We start from the raw sequence: 14,834 nt of genomic DNA, 5'->3' as shown, positions 1-14,834 counted from the left end.
TCGATTGAGATGAGTGCGAAGACATACGAGGTGCGCACCCACGGGTGCCAGATGAACGTCCATGACTCCGAGCGGCTGGCCGGCCTGCTGGAGGACGCCGGGTACGTGCCAGCGCCCGAGGGCGCCGACGGTGCGGACGTCGTCGTCTTCAACACCTGCGCGGTGCGCGAGAACGCCGACAACAAGCTCTACGGCAATCTCGGCCAGCTCGCCCCGAAGAAGACCGCGCGGCCCGGTATGCAGATCGCCGTCGGCGGCTGTCTGGCACAGAAGGACCGCGACACCATCGTCAAGAAGGCGCCCTGGGTGGACGTCGTCTTCGGTACGCACAACATCGGCAAGCTGCCGGTCCTCCTGGAGCGCGCCCGCGTCCAGGAAGAGGCCCAGGTCGAGATCGCCGAGTCGCTGGAGGCGTTCCCCTCCACGCTGCCCACCCGCCGCGAGAGCGCGTACGCGGCCTGGGTCTCCATCTCCGTCGGCTGCAACAACACCTGCACCTTCTGCATCGTCCCTGCGCTGCGCGGCAAGGAGAAGGACCGCCGGCCCGGCGACATCCTCGCCGAGATCGAGACCCTGGTCTCCGAGGGCGTCTCCGAGATCACCCTGCTCGGCCAGAACGTCAACGCCTACGGCTCCGACATCGGCGACCGTGAGGCGTTCTCCAAGCTGCTGCGCGCCTGCGGGAAGATCGAGGGCCTGGAGCGGGTCCGCTTCACCTCCCCGCACCCCCGCGACTTCACCGACGACGTGATCGCCGCCATGGCCGAGACGCCGAACGTCATGCCGCAGCTCCACATGCCGCTGCAGTCCGGCTCGGACACCGTCCTGAAGGCCATGCGCCGCTCCTACCGCCAGGAGCGCTTCCTCGGGATCATCGAGAAGGTCCGCGCGGCCATGCCGGACGCGGCCATCTCCACCGACATCATCGTGGGCTTCCCCGGCGAGACCGAGGAGGACTTCGAACAGACGCTGCACACCGTGCGCGAGTCCCGCTTCGCGCAGGCGTTCACCTTCCAGTACTCCAAGCGCCCCGGCACCCCGGCCGCGACCATGGAGGGACAGATCCCCAAGGAGGTCGTCCAGGCCCGCTACGAGCGGCTGGTCGCCCTCCAGGAGGAGATCTCCTGGGCGGAGAACAAGAAGCAGGTCGGCCGCACCGTCGAGGTCATGGTCGCCGAGGGCGAGGGCCGCAAGGACGGCGCCACGCACCGCCTCTCGGGGCGCGCGCCCGACAACCGCCTCGTGCACTTCACCAAGCCGGCCACCGAGGTGCGCCCCGGCGACATGGTGACGGTCGAGATCACGTACGCGGCCCCGCACCACCTGCTCGCCGAGGGCGAGGCCGTCGCGGTCCGCCGGACCCGCTCGGGCGACGCCTGGGAGCGCCGCAACGCCGCTCCGGCGCAGCCCGCCGGGGTCATGCTCGGCCTGCCGACGGTCGGAGCCCCCGCGCCCGCTCCGGCCGAGCCCGCGGGCGGCTGCTGCCCGACCTCCTGAGCGCCCCTCCCGGCCCCGTTCCCGCCCCGGCCACGTGTCCCGGGTACGGGGCCGCGGACGGACCCCCCACGGCGGCGGGGATACGCTGCGGAACATGCTCGTAGCTGCTGCTTTGTGTCCCTGTCCGCCGCTGCTCGTCCCCGAGGTCGCCGGCGGCGCCGCGTACGAACTGGACGGCCTGCGGGCCGCCTGTACGGACGCGGTCGGCGTGCTCGCGGCCGCGCGGGCCGACCGGCTGGTCGTCGTCGGCCCCGCCGAGCCCGAAGGCCGCGGGGCGTTCAAGGAGGGGGCCCCGGGATCCTTCGCCGGATTCGGCGTGGACCTCTCCGTACGACTCGGCGCACCGGACGGCGAAGGCGCCGCGGAGGGCAGGCGGCTGCCGCCCTCCTTGTCCATCGGAGCGTGGCTCCTGGAGCGCGCGGACTGGAGCGGCGTTCCCGTGACCGCCCTCGGGGTGGGCGAGCCGCTCGAACCGGAGAAGTGCCTGGGCGCCGGACGCCAGCTCGCGGCGTCGGCCGAGCGCGTGGCACTGCTGGTCATGGGCGACGGCAGCGCCTGCCGTACGGTCAAGGCGCCCGGCTACTACGACGAGCGCGCCGAGGCGTTCGACGCGGAGCTCGCCCGCATGCTGGGCGGCGCGGACGCCGCCGCACTCGGGGCGCTGGACGAGGAGCCCGCGCAGTCGCTCAAGGTCTCGGGCCGCGCCTGCTGGCAGGTCCTGGCCGGGGCCGCGGAAGGGGCCGGGCTGGGCGGCGAGCTGCTTCACGAGGAGGCGCCGTACGGGGTCGGGTACTTCGTGGCCGCCTGGTCCTGACCGGCCCGCCACGGGCCGCACAGCGCCGCACCTGCGGACGGCGATGGCCGGGGACCACTCGGATCCCCGGCCATCGGTCTGCGGGCCCCGGCCGCCTCACATCGGGTCGCCCGGCCGCCTCTCCTCGCCCGGCCCCTCGGCGGTCCCGCCGTCCGTGCCGCGGGTGTGCTTGCCCTGGTTCTCCGACATCCGGCGCAGCGCTTCCTTCGCCTTGGTCGTGCCGGTGCCGATCTGGCCGCTGTACTTGCCCTTCGTCCTGGAGTCGGCCGCCCTCCCGGCCTTGTCCAAGCCCTGATCGATCTTGTCCCCGTGCTGATGTGCGAGGTCACCGGCCTTGCCCTTGAGGAGGCCGGCCTTGGCCTTGAGATTGTCCAGCAGGCCCATGAGCCACCTTCCTTGGTCGGAGGACGCATGGTTCAAAAACGCCCATACCTGGGCTTTACCCTACTCTTGCGGGCCAAACCCCGCCTGTGTTCGCGCGGCGAGGGGTCCTTCTGAGAGCGGGCCGTACGGTGCCTCGTTCGAAACCGCCCGCGCGGTTTGACAGACTGGCGCGGTGAACAACGCAGTTCCCGCACCGCGGGTCATCGCCGTTGTCGGCCCCACCGCGGCCGGCAAGTCCGATCTGGGCGTCGCCCTCGCCCAGCGCTTCGGCGGCGAGGTCGTCAACGCCGACTCCATGCAGCTGTACCGGGGCATGGACATCGGTACCGCCAAGCTCGCCCAGGAGGAGCGGGGCGGCGTACCGCACCACCTCCTGGACATCTGGGACGTGACCCAGGCGGCGAGCGTCGCGGAGTACCAGCGGCTGGCCCGCGCCGAGATCGACCGGCTGCTCGACCGGGGGCGCACCGCCGTCCTGGTGGGCGGCTCCGGCCTCTACGTGCGCGGCGCGCTGGACAACCTGGAGTTCCCCGGGACCGACCCCGAGGTGCGCGCCCGGCTGGAGGCCGAGCTGGAGCAGGAGGGCAGCGGCGTGCTGCACGCCCGGCTGGCGGCCGCCGACCCCGAGGCGGCGCGCGCGATCCTGCCGAGCAACGGGCGCCGCATCGTCCGCGCCCTGGAGGTCATCGAGATCACCGGGCGCCCCTTCACGGCGAATCTGCCCGGCCCCGGTGACCAGCGCGAGGTCTACGCCGGCACCGTGCAGATCGGCGTCGACGTGGCCCGCCCCGAACTGGACGAGCGGATCACCGTACGAGTGGACCGCATGTGGGAGGCGGGGCTCGTGGCGGAGGTACGCGCGCTGGAGGCGCAGGGCCTGCGCGAAGGGCGTACGGCGTCCCGCGCGCTCGGGTACCAGCAGGTGCTGGCGTACCTCGCGGGGGAGTGCACCGAGGACGAGGCGCGGGCCGAGACCGTGCGCGCCACCAAGCGCTTCGCGCGCCGCCAGGACTCGTGGTTCCGGCGGGACCCTCGGGTCCACTGGCTCAGCGGTGCCGCCGAGGTCCGGGAGGAACTTCCGGAGCGCGCGCTGGCGTTGCTCGAACGACCGGTCACAGCCTGATCACGTCCTGGCATCGGGACGCTCCGGCCGTCATCGGGCCCCCTGAGGGCGTGTCATTATCGACCATCGACCGAGCCGTGGCGTCTGGAACTGGGAGGGCTTTGGCGATGGAGGCCCGCCCTCGCAGCAGAGCGCACCAGCCGGAAGCACCGCGTGAACAGCGCGCCGGAGGGGAACCGATGACCGGTCACGGGCCGGGCCGGACGCCGGCGCTCGACGACGCCGGACCGGCCGCCGGCACCGGACTGCCGCGCGGCGACAGGGCCGCCGCCGAGGACCGCCCCGCCGAGGACGCCCCGCTCCCGGACGAGGACCTCTTCCAGGACGACGACGGGCCGGCGGGCGACGCGGGCCTGGAGGACGCGACCGCGCTGGACGGTTCCGACGGGCCCGACGCGCAGCCGGAGGACGACCGGCCGGCCGAGGACGCCGCGTCCTTCCGGGAGCTGCGGCCGCCGCGCCGCCTCCGCCTGTGGCAGCTCGCCCCCATCGTGGGGCTGGCCGCCGTCGGCTCACTGATGTTCGCCTTTCCGCTGGCGTTCGAATTCGGCGGGGACGGCGGCGCCGTGTTCGCGATGCTCGGGCTGCTGCTGTGCTGCTGCGCGGCCGGCTGGGGCATGATGGCCGCCCGCCGGGTCGGCCACACCTGGCCGGGCCTGGCGGCCCGCGGTTCGGGCCGGCGCACGGACTGGCGGGTGGTGGCCGTGTACGTCGCGGTCGTCCTGGTGCTCGCGGCCCTCGCGATCTGGCGCGTGGCCCGGCTGCGCTGAGCGCCCCGCCCCGCCTCCGTACGCGGCGCGCCCGGATGCGGCCGCTGTCGGTGGTGCCCCGTACGATTCAAGGGTGAGCAACGAGCGCATCGCCTTCCTCAAGGGCCACGGCACCGAGAACGACTTCGTGATCGTCCCCGACCCGGACGGTCGGCTGGAGCTGCCCGCGTCGCTGGTCGCGCGGCTCTGCGACCGCCGGGCCGGCATCGGCGGCGACGGCGTGCTGCACGTCGTACGGTCCGCGGCGCATCCCGAGGCGCGCGCGATGGCCGACGAGGCCGAGTGGTTCATGGACTACCGCAACGGCGACGGCTCGGTCGCCGAGATGTGCGGCAACGGCGTCCGGGTGTTCGCGCGTTATCTGGAGCACGCCGGGCTGGTCGAGGCCGGCGACCTGGCCATCGCCACCCGGGCGGGCGTGCGCCGTGTGCACCTCGCCAAGGACGCCGCGGGCCCCGGGACGGGCGAGGTCACCGTCACCATGGGCCGCGCCGAGCTCCCCGAGGAGCAGGTCACGGTCACGGTCGGCGACCGCAGCTGGCCCGCGCTCAACGTGAACATGGGCAATCCGCACGCCGTCGCCTTCGTCGAGGACCTCGACCACGCCGGGGACCTGCTCAGCGCTCCGCCGTTCAGCCCCGCCGCCGTCTATCCGGACGGGGTCAACGTCGAGTTCGTCGCCGACCGCGGCCCGCGCCACGTCGCGATGCGGGTCCACGAGCGCGGCTCCGGCGAGACCCGCTCCTGCGGCACGGGCGCCTGCGCGGTCGCCGTCGCCGCCGCCCGCAGGGACGGCGACGACCCCGCGATCACGGGCAGCCCCGTCGCGTACACCGTCGACGTCCCCGGCGGCCGGCTCGTGATCACCGAGCTGCCGGACGGCACGGTCGAGATGACGGGCCCCGCGGTGATCGTCGCCGAGGGCACGATCGACCCCGCCTGGCTGGCCGCGGCCACCGCCTGAGACCGGCGTCCGGCCGGCTCGGCAGTCGTCCCGGAAAGCCTCTCGCAGGGTCACGGGGCACCGCTGAAGATTCGCTCGAATGGGTGATCCGTTTCACTCTGGGCGAGAGGCGGTGAGCGGTGCGTGATGGGCTCGGTAGCATCAAGCACCGGCCCGGACACCGCCGTCACCGCCTGATCGCGTCCGGCCGCCGGTCGATGCTGCCGGAGGTGCCCCATGAGCGCAGAGGCCACTGAACCCAGCGGTGCGCCCGCAGAGTTTCACCCGGCAGGGGTTCCGGCCCGCAAACGCGGCCGCCCCCGTCTGGAGCTGAGAGGCCTGCGCCGGTTCAGCCGCGCGGCGCTGCTGGGCCCCATGCCGCGCGACGGCCTGCCCGACGCCCTGGAGCACGTCGCCAAGGTCCACCGCGCCCACCACCCGGACGCCGACCTGGCGGTCCTCAGCAAGGCGTACGCGCTCGCCGAGTCCTCGCACCGGGGGCAGATGCGCAAGAGCGGCGAGCCGTACATCACGCACCCCCTCGCCGTGACGCTCATCCTCGCCGAACTGGGCGCGGAGACCACGTCGTTGACCGCCTCTCTGCTCCACGACACGGTCGAGGACACGGAGGTGACGCTCGATCAGGTGGGCGCGGAGTTCGGCGAGGAGGTGCGCTTCCTGGTCGACGGCGTCACCAAGCTGGAGAAGGTCGACTACGGTGCGGCGGCCGAGCCGGAGACCTTCCGCAAGATGCTGCTGGCCACGGGCAACGACGTCCGGGTGATGACGATCAAGCTCGCCGACCGGCTGCACAACATGCGCACCCTCGGTGTGATGCGCCCCGAGAAGCAGGCCAGGATCGCCAAGGTCACCCGCGACGTGCTGATCCCGCTCGCCGAACGCCTCGGTGTCCAGGCGCTCAAGACCGAGCTGGAGGACCTGGTCTTCGCGATCCTGCACCCGGAGGAGTACGCCGCCACCCGCACCCTCGTACGGCAGCACGCCGAGCGCCCCGACCCGCTCGCGGCCGTCGCCGAGCGGATGCGCGCCGTTCTGCACGACGCGGGTATCGACGCCGAAGTCCTCGTCCGGCCGCGGCACTTCGTCTCGGTGCACCGGGTGCGGATAGGGCGCGGCGAGCTGACCGGCGCGGATCTGGGGCGGCTGCTGGTGCTGGTCACCGAGGACGCGGACTGTTACGCCGTACTGGGCGAGCTGCACACGTGCTTCACGCCGGTCGTCTCGGAGTTCAAGGACTTCATCGCGGCGCCCAAGTTCAACCTGTACCAGTCGCTGCACACCGCCGTGACGAGCGAGCACGGCGAGATTGCCGAAACGCTTATCCGCACCCACCGGATGCACCGGGTGGCCGAGGCCGGGGTGATCGCGCTGGGCGACCCCCACGTCCCCGCCGAGGGCGGCCCGTACGGCCCGTCGGAGGCCGCTGAGGCGCCCGACGGGGAGCGGGTGGACCCCACCCGCCCCGGCTGGCTCTCACGGCTCCTGGAGTGGCAGCAGGTCGCTCCCGACCCGGACACGTTCTGGACCTCGCTCCGGGACGACCTGGCCGAGGACCGGGAGATCACGGTCTTCCGCGCGGACGGCGGCTTCGGCGGGGGAGCGGACACGGCGCGCGAGACGGCCGCGGATTCCTCGGGCGACCGCGGCGCGATCCGGCTGCAGGCGGGCGCGAGCTGCGTGGACGCCGCGTACGCACTCCATGGAGCCGGGGCGCACTGTTGCATCGGCGCGCGTGTGAACGGCCGCCTGGCGACCCTCTCGACGATCCTCCGCGACGGCGACAGCCTGCACCTGCTCATGGCCCCGGACTCCGCGGCGGGCCCCTCCCCGCAGTGGCTGGAGTACGCGCGCACGCCCGCTGCCCGCCTCGCCATCTCCCGCTGGCTCACCGCCCACCCGGGCGCGGAACGCGCGGAACGGGACGCCGGCACCGAGCTCCGCGAGACCGCGGAGGCCCCGGAGCGCGGCACCGAGAGCGACGCGGCCCAGGGCCCCGAGGAAACCACTGAAGAGCCCGGGGAGCAGAGCCCCGCCATCGAGGCGGGCAACGCCGACCCCGTGGACGCCGATGAGGCCCCCGGAGCGCGGCGCCCCCGCCCGCCCGTCCCCGCCGTCGCCGATCTCCCCGACGCGACGGTCCGGCTGGCCGGCTGCTGCACCCCCGTGCCGCCCGACAAGGTCACCGGCTTCGCCGTACGGGGCGGCATCGTGACCGTGCACCGCGCCCTGTGTCCGGCCGTGGCCCGGATGGCGGCGGCCGGGCGGGCGCCCGTAGGGGTGCACTGGCGGCGCTCGGCCGCCCCGGACCAGGGCTGCCGCGTCACGCTGCTCGCCGAGGCGTTCAGCAGGCCCCGGCTGCTGGCCGACCTCACCGAAGCCATCGCCGCGCAGGGCGCCGCCGTCGTCTCCGCCGACGTGGAGCCGCCCCGTGAGCAGCGAGTACGGCACACGTACACGCTGCACCTCCCGGACGCCGCCGAACTGCCCTCCCTGATGCGGGCGATGCGCCAGGTGCCGGGCGTCTTCGACGTCCTGCGCGCGGGCCGCAGCCGCCCGGTCGCGCCCGTCCACCTCTGAGGCGCGCGTCTCCGACGTCTTCGGCGACGCGCCCGGGAAGCGGCCGGAACCGCTCGTTCGGGTGCTGCCCTGCCGTGCCACCGTTCACGGGGGCGGCCGTGCTGGTAGCGGTAACGCATGCCCTTTACGTCCCGCCGTACCGCGTCCCCCACCCGCCAGGCGCCGGACCTGCCGCGCCCCCTCGCACCGCGCCGCCTCGTGGCCTGCCGCCGCGCCGTCCCGGCGGTGCTGGCCGTCGGCGCCCTCCTGGCGGCGGGCGCGCCGGAGCCCGGCCCCCAGGGGCTCGGCGACCGCCTCTACCCGCACCTCGGCAACCCCGGCTACGACGTCGGCGCGTACGACATCGCCCTGAAGTACTCCGGACGCAACGACGCCCCGCTGGACGCGGTCACCACGATCACAGCCCGGGCCACCGGCCACCTGGACCGCTTCAACCTCGACTTCGCCCGCGGCTCCGTGCGGTCCGTGCAGGTCAACGGCCTTCCCGCGCGGTACGCCACGCACGACGAGGACCTGGTGGTCACCCCGGTACGCGCCGTCGAACCGGGCCAGGACATGCGGATCGTCGTCCGGCACACCAGCAACCCCAAGGGCGGCAAGGACGGCGGCTGGGTCCGTACGGGCGACGGGCTGGCCATGGCCAACCAGGCGGACGCCGCGCACCGCGTTTTTCCCAGCAACGACCACCCCTCCGACAAGGCCGACTTCACCTTCCGGATCACCGCGCCCCGCGGCATCACCGCCGTCGCGAACGGCCTGCCCCTCGGGCGCAGCGCCCGCGGCCCGGCCACCACCTGGACGTACCGTTCGCTGCACCCGATGGCCACCGAGCTGGCCCAGGTCTCCCTGGGGAAGTCCGCCGTCGTCCGGCGCCAGGGCCCGCACGGGCTGCCCGTACGGGACGTCGTACCGGCCGCCGAGCGCAAGAAGCTGGAGCCCTGGCTCGCCAAGACGCCCGGGCAGATCGCCTGGCTGGAGCGCCGGGTGGGCCGCTATCCCTTCGAGACCTACGGGGTGCTGCTGGCCGACGCCTCGACCGGCTTCGAGCTGGAGACGCAGACGCTCTCCCTGTTCGAGAAGCACCTCTTCACCATGGACCGGCTGCCGTCCTGGTACGTGGAGTCACTGATGGTGCACGAGCTGACGCACCAGTGGTTCGGCGACAGCGTCAGCCCGCGCACCTGGTCTGACCTCTGGCTGAACGAATCGCACGCCACCTGGTACGAAGCGCTCTACGCGGACCGCGCGAGCAAGGGCAAGGCGTCCATGGAGGACCGCATGAAGCGCGCCTACCAGGAGTCCGACGAGTGGAGGGCGGCCGGCGGGCCCCCGGCGGCCCCCAAGCCGCCGGAGAAGGGCCAGAAGATCGGCATCTTCCGCCCGGTGGTCTACGACGGCAGCGCGCTCGTCCTGTATGCGCTGCGCGAGCGGATCGGCGCCGCCGACTTCGACCGCCTGGAGCGCGCCTGGTACGAGCAGCACCGTGACGGCGTCGCCGGCACCGCCGACTTCGTGGCGCTGGCCTCCCGCATCCACGGCCAGGACCTCTCCGGCTTCCTGCACGCCTGGCTGTACGACACCCGTACGCCGCCGATGCCCGGCCACCCGGACTGGCACGTCAAGAAGGAGCAGGCGAAGCCCGGCCCGAAAGGCCACGCATCCTGACCCCGGGCCCACCCCCGCCGCGCTCACCAGGGACAATGGCAGGGCACCAAAACTCGCGTGACGGGCGTCACCGGCCGTGCGACCATCGACGCACCGACGCCGGGACCGCCGGGAATCTCCCGGGGCGTCCGGACGTTGTCACGATCGAGAGTCCCTGGGCCCCGCAGTGGGCCCTGCGCGGGACGTCCCAACGACACAAAGGATCAAATGACCTCCTCTTCTTCCCTTCCTCAGCAGGACCGACAGCGCCTCCACGAGAGCCTTCGGGCCGACGCCCTGATGGAAGAGGACGTCGCCTGGAGCCACGAGATCGACGGGGCGCGTGACGGCGACCAGTACGACCGCTCCGCGCGCGCGGCACTGCGCCGCGTGGCGGGCCTGTCCACCGAGCTCGAGGACGTCACCGAGGTCGAGTACCGACAGCTGCGCCTGGAGCGCGTGGTGCTGGTGGGCGTATGGACCTCCGGGACGGTCCTCGACGCGGAGAATTCCCTCGCGGAGCTGGCCGCCCTGGCCGAGACCGCGGGCGCGCTGGTGCTGGACGGTGTGATCCAGCGCCGTGACAAGCCGGACCCGGCGACGTACATCGGCTCGGGCAAGGCCCAGGAGCTGCGCGACATCGTGCTGGAGTCCGGCGCCGACACCGTCGTCTGCGACGGTGAGCTGAGCCCCGGCCAGCTGATCCACCTGGAGGACGTCGTCAAGGTCAAGGTGGTCGACCGGACCGCCCTGATCCTCGACATCTTCGCCCAGCACGCCAAGTCCCGAGAGGGCAAGGCGCAGGTCGCGCTGGCACAGATGCAGTACATGCTCCCCCGGCTGCGCGGCTGGGGTCAGTCGCTGTCCCGGCAGATGGGTGGCGGTGGCTCCGGTTCGGCGGGCGGCGGCATGGCCACCCGTGGTCCCGGTGAGACCAAGATCGAGACGGACCGGCGGCGGATCCGCGAGAAGATGGCGAAGATGCGCCGGGAGATCGCGGAGATGAAGACCGGGCGCGACATCAAGCGCCAGGAACGCCGGCGCAACAAGGTCCCCTCGGTAGCCATCGCGGGGTACACGAACGCGGGCAAGTCCTCGCTGCTCAACCGCCTCACAGGCGCCGGTGTCCTGGTGGAGAACGCCCTGTTCGCCACCCTGGACCCGACCGTCCGGCGGGCCGAGACGCCCAGCGGGCGGCTGTACACCCTGGCCGACACGGTCGGCTTTGTACGGCACCTCCCGCACCACCTCGTCGAGGCGTTCCGCTCCACGATGGAGGAGGTCGGCGACTCCGACCTCATCCTGCACGTGGTCGACGGCTCGCACCCGGTGCCCGAGGAGCAGCTGGCGGCCGTCCGCGAGGTGATCCGCGACGTCGGCGCGCAGGACGTGCCGGAGATCGTGGTCGTCAACAAGGCGGACGCGGCCGACCCGCTCGTGCTGCAGCGCCTGCTGCGCCAGGAGAAGCACGCCATCCTGGTCTCGGCCCGTACGGGCCAGGGCATCGAGGAGCTGCTCGCCCTGATCGACGAGGAGCTGCCGCGGCCCAGCGTCGAGATCGAGGCGCTGGTCCCGTACACCCACGGTCAGCTGGTCTCGCGGACGCACGCCGAGGGCGAGGTGATCTCCGAGGAGCACACCGCGGAGGGCACGGTCCTCAAGGCCCGCGTCCATGAAGAGCTGGCGGCGGAGCTGCAGCCGTACGTACCGGCGGCAGCGGGCGGCTGAGCCGCACCGCCGGCCCGGCGGTGGCACCGACGCACGAGGGCCCGCTCCCCATCCCGGGGAGCGGGCCCTCACGCATGTCCGCTACGGGTGCCGTGCGTGCCGGCTACTGGTTCGCGAACTTCTTGCTCACGCCCTCGTACACGCCCTTGGCCTCCGCGCCCAGGTGCGGCCCGGCCAGCCAGGTGGCGGTCACCGGCCCGATCGAGGTGTTGGAGACCAGCGCCGTCCGGCCCTGCTGGTCCTTGGCGAACCACGGGCCGCCGGACGAACCGGCCGTCATCGTGCAGCCGATGCGGTACATCGTGGGCTGCGCGGTGTCCAGCGACAGCCGGCCGGGCTTCGCCGGGCACTGCTGCATCGTCTGGCCGTCGAACGGCTTGGCGGCCGGGTAGCCCTGCGCGGTCATCGACGCGATCTTCGGCACGGCCGGCGCGTTGAACTGCACCGGATAGGCCGACCCGACCGTCTCCTCCAGCGACTTGGTGTTGCCCGCCTCCGGCTTCACGTGCAGCACGGCGAAGTCGTACGGCGCGCCCTGGCCGCCCGTCTTCGCGCCACCGTCGATCCACTGCTGCGAGGTCTGCGCCGCGTCGGCCCAGAACACGCCCTTCGGGGCCAGCTGTTCCTTCGTCGCGCCCTGCAGCTCGGCGGCGGACTTGCCGCCGTCGTTGTACGAGGGCACGAAGGCGATGTTGCGGTACCAGCCGCCGTTCTTGCCCGCGTGCACGCAGTGCCCCGCCGTCCACACCAGGTTCGACTTGCCCGGGTGCGCCGGGTCCTCGACCACCGCGCCCGAGCAGACCATCGAGCCCTCGGGGCTGTCGAAGAACACCTTGCCGACGCCGGGCGCATTGTCGCTGTACGGCGCGCTGACCGGCTGCGCCTTCACGGGCGCCGGCTCGGGGTCGGTGACGCCCTGGTCACCGGAGATGTCCTCCGGCTCGACCGGCTTGTCGGGCTGCTCGGCGTCCTTCATCCGGTCCGGGTCCCACAGCCCCTTGATGTAGGGGTTCACGAACTGGCCGGCCTCACGCAGCCACTTCTTCTTGTCCCAGTTCTTCCACTCGCCGTGCTTCCAGTCGTCCAGATTCACGCCGAGGTCCTTGAGCTTGTCCTGCAGCTCCTTGGGGATCTTCAGCTCGCCGCCGCCCGGCTGGTCCACGGCCGACTGGTCCGGCTGCGAGCCGGCGTTGTCGTCCGAGGGGCCGCAGGCGGTGGCGGTCAGCGCCAGCGCGCCGACCAGCGCGGCCGCGGCGACGCCACGCGTGGTGCGGCGTCCGGCACGTGGCCGGGCGGCGGACGGGCGGATGGATCGCATGACTTGTTTCCCCCTGGGTGTGTTCGGCGACCGCTGCGACGATCGTCCGGCGAGCGCATTCGCGACCGTCCGGCGGCTGTTGGCGATCGGTATGGACTTGTTCGGACCGTTCCGCCGGTTCTGGTGGCCGGTCCGGAATGCAGAGCCCCACTATGCCGGTGCCGTGGGGGACGGCGCCGGGCGGGTCCGCGGTTCCGGCCGCCAAGGATCTTTGGCGAGGCCGTGATCCGGTGCCCGCGATGTCGTTGGTACGTACGGGGGACGGCCGGTCCGTGTTCACGGGGCGGCCCACAGAGCCGGCGACCGGCGCCGACGAGCGCGCCGGGAGCCCGTGGAACAGCAGGAGGACAACACCGCCGTGGCCTTGACCCAGCCTCCGCCGATGGCACCGCCGCTGGACCGTGAGCAGATCCTGCGGAGGCAGTCGCTCCGCGAGTCCGCCGCCCGCACGTACGCGCGTTCCCTGCCCATCGTCCCGGTCCGCGCCCGCGGGCTGACGATCGAGGGCGCGGACGGCCGCCGCTATCTCGACTGCCTCTCCGGCGCCGGCACGCTCGCGCTCGGACACAACCACCCCGTTGTGCTCGAAGCGATTCGCGCCGTCCTGGACTCCGGTGCGCCCCTGCACGTCCTGGATCTCGCCACTCCCGTCAAGGACGCCTTCACCACCGAGCTGTTCGCCACGCTGCCGCGGGAGCTGGCCGAGCACGGGAAGGTGCAGTTCTGCGGCCCGGCCGGCACGGACGCCGTCGAGGCCGCGCTGACGCTGGTACGGACGGCGACCGGACGCGACGGCCTGATGGCGTTCACCGGCGCGTACCACGGCATGACGGCGGGGGCGCTCGCCGCATCCGGGGGCGCGCGGGACACCTCCGTGACCCGGCTGCCGTATCCGTACGCCTATCGCTGCCCCTTCGGAGGCGGGGGCGGGGATGCCTCCGAGAGCGGGGGCGCGCACGGCGCGGAACTGGCCGCGCGCTGGGCGGAGAACGCCCTCGCCGACCCCAAGAGCGGCGTGCCGCGCCCGGCCGGCATGATCCTGGAGCCCGTCCAGGGCGAGGGCGGCGTGATCCCCGCGCCCGACAGCTGGCTGCGCCGGATGCGCGAGCTCACCGCCGCGCACGACGTGCCGCTGATCGTCGACGAGGTGCAGACCGGCGTCGGCCGCACCGGCGCCTTCTGGGCGATCGACCACAGCGGCATCGTCCCGGACGTCCTCGTCCTCTCCAAGGCCATCGGCGGCAGCCTGCCGCTCGCGGTGATCGTCTACCGCGAGGAGCTGGACACCTGGCGCCCCGGCGCGCACGCCGGCACCTTCCGCGGCAACCAGCTCGCGATGGCGGCGGGCGCCGCGACGCTCGCGTACGTACGCGAGAACGGCCTCGCCGCCCACGCCGCCGAGCTGGGCGCGCGCATGCTCGCCCGGTTGCGCGGCCTGGCCGGGCAGCACGACTGCGTCGGCGACGTCCGCGGCCGCGGCCTGATGCTCGGCGTCGAACTGGTCGACCCCGAAGGACCCGTGGGGCCGGACGGCGCTCCGCCGCCCGCCTCCCTGCTGGCCGCCGAGGTCCAGCAGCAGTGCCTGGACCGCGGCCTGATCGTGGAGCTCGGCGGCCGCGGCTCCGCCGTCGTACGCCTGCTCCCGCCGCTCACCCTCACCGACGAACAGGCCGACGCCGTACTCGACCGCCTCGCCGACGCCATCGCGGCGGCGGTCAGCGCCACCCCCGGACCGACGGGTTCGCCCCTCCCCACCATGCGAGGCACCACCCCATGACCGAACGCCTTGGCCCTGCGACGAACGGCCCGGCCGGCCCCGCCCCGGACGCCTCACCCGCGGCGGAGCCCCCGGCCGACGGACCGTGCGCGAGCCCGTCGCCGACGGAGATGCCCGGCGGGGGCGGCTCCCGGGAGGACGGGGCGCCGGCGGTGCCGCCGGAGGGCGGTGCGAGTGGCGGCCGCCGTGAGGTGGCCGACGCCGGCCTGCCGCCGGAGGTGCGTTCCGGTACCGGTGA

General features: G+C 73.4%; 11 protein-coding genes. 9 read left to right on the top strand and 2 right to left on the bottom strand.

From position 1 onward, the window contains the following. Positions 1 to 9 precede the first annotated feature (9 nt). The gene (miaB, locus tag ACZ4MH_RS25650) at positions 10 to 1,497 is read left to right on the top strand and encodes a tRNA (N6-isopentenyl adenosine(37)-C2)-methylthiotransferase MiaB (protein ID WP_351589855.1); all 1,488 of its coding nucleotides are present in this window, start codon (positions 10 to 12) and stop codon (positions 1,495 to 1,497) included. A 94-nt stretch (positions 1,498 to 1,591) separates the two neighbouring features. Then, positions 1,592 to 2,311, top strand: coding sequence for a class III extradiol dioxygenase subunit B-like domain-containing protein (locus ACZ4MH_RS25645; RefSeq protein ID WP_351589852.1), 720 nt, complete (start codon positions 1,592 to 1,594; stop codon positions 2,309 to 2,311). Positions 2,312 to 2,407: 96 nt separating this feature from the next. Here the strand turns inward: ACZ4MH_RS25645 and ACZ4MH_RS25640 are convergent, their stop codons facing one another. Continuing rightward, entirely contained in the window at positions 2,408 to 2,695 is a 288-nt protein-coding gene (locus ACZ4MH_RS25640) for an antitoxin (RefSeq protein WP_351589849.1), read from the bottom strand. A gap of 172 nt (positions 2,696 to 2,867) precedes the next feature. Between ACZ4MH_RS25640 and miaA the strand changes: the two genes are divergently transcribed. From miaA to hflX, 6 genes are all read left to right on the top strand, one after another. Continuing rightward, positions 2,868 to 3,818: a tRNA (adenosine(37)-N6)-dimethylallyltransferase MiaA gene (gene miaA, locus ACZ4MH_RS25635; protein ID WP_351589846.1), complete on the top strand. Its 951-nt coding sequence runs from the start codon at positions 2,868 to 2,870 to the stop codon at positions 3,816 to 3,818. Positions 3,819 to 3,997: 179 nt separating this feature from the next. Then, the gene (locus ACZ4MH_RS25630) at positions 3,998 to 4,588 is read left to right on the top strand and encodes a hypothetical protein (protein WP_351589843.1); all 591 of its coding nucleotides are present in this window, start codon (positions 3,998 to 4,000) and stop codon (positions 4,586 to 4,588) included. A 73-nt stretch (positions 4,589 to 4,661) separates the two neighbouring features. After that, positions 4,662 to 5,552 (top strand): diaminopimelate epimerase, encoded by an 891-nt coding sequence (gene dapF, locus ACZ4MH_RS25625; protein WP_351589841.1) that lies wholly within the window; start codon positions 4,662 to 4,664, stop codon positions 5,550 to 5,552. Positions 5,553 to 5,768: 216 nt separating this feature from the next. Beyond that, a complete protein-coding gene (locus tag ACZ4MH_RS25620) occupies positions 5,769 to 8,129 on the top strand; it encodes a RelA/SpoT family protein (protein WP_351589838.1) in 2,361 nt (786 codons plus the stop codon). 117 nt (positions 8,130 to 8,246) lie between these two features. Beyond that, on the top strand, positions 8,247 to 9,794 hold the full coding sequence (locus tag ACZ4MH_RS25615; protein WP_351589835.1) for a M1 family metallopeptidase: 1,548 nt from the start codon (positions 8,247 to 8,249) through the stop codon (positions 9,792 to 9,794). A gap of 207 nt (positions 9,795 to 10,001) precedes the next feature. Further along, on the top strand, positions 10,002 to 11,501 hold the full coding sequence (hflX, locus tag ACZ4MH_RS25610) for a GTPase HflX (RefSeq protein ID WP_351589832.1): 1,500 nt from the start codon (positions 10,002 to 10,004) through the stop codon (positions 11,499 to 11,501). 103 nt (positions 11,502 to 11,604) lie between these two features. Here the strand turns inward: hflX and ACZ4MH_RS25605 are convergent, their stop codons facing one another. Beyond that, positions 11,605 to 12,819 carry a trypsin-like serine peptidase gene (locus ACZ4MH_RS25605; protein WP_351589829.1) on the bottom strand — a complete coding sequence of 405 codons (1,215 nt, stop codon included), beginning with the start codon at positions 12,817 to 12,819 and terminating at the stop codon, positions 11,605 to 11,607. A 358-nt stretch (positions 12,820 to 13,177) separates the two neighbouring features. On the opposite strand from ACZ4MH_RS25605, the gene ACZ4MH_RS25600 reads away from it, so the two are divergent. Then, positions 13,178 to 14,596, top strand: a complete 1,419-nt coding sequence (locus ACZ4MH_RS25600) for a diaminobutyrate--2-oxoglutarate transaminase family protein (protein ID WP_467754711.1) — start codon at positions 13,178 to 13,180, stop codon at positions 14,594 to 14,596. Positions 14,597 to 14,834: the final 238 nt, after the last annotated feature.

The organism is Streptomyces sp. NPDC026301 (assembly GCF_055567935.1).
Note: the sequence above shows the minus strand (reverse complement) of the source record. Positions and strands in the feature narration are given on the sequence as shown.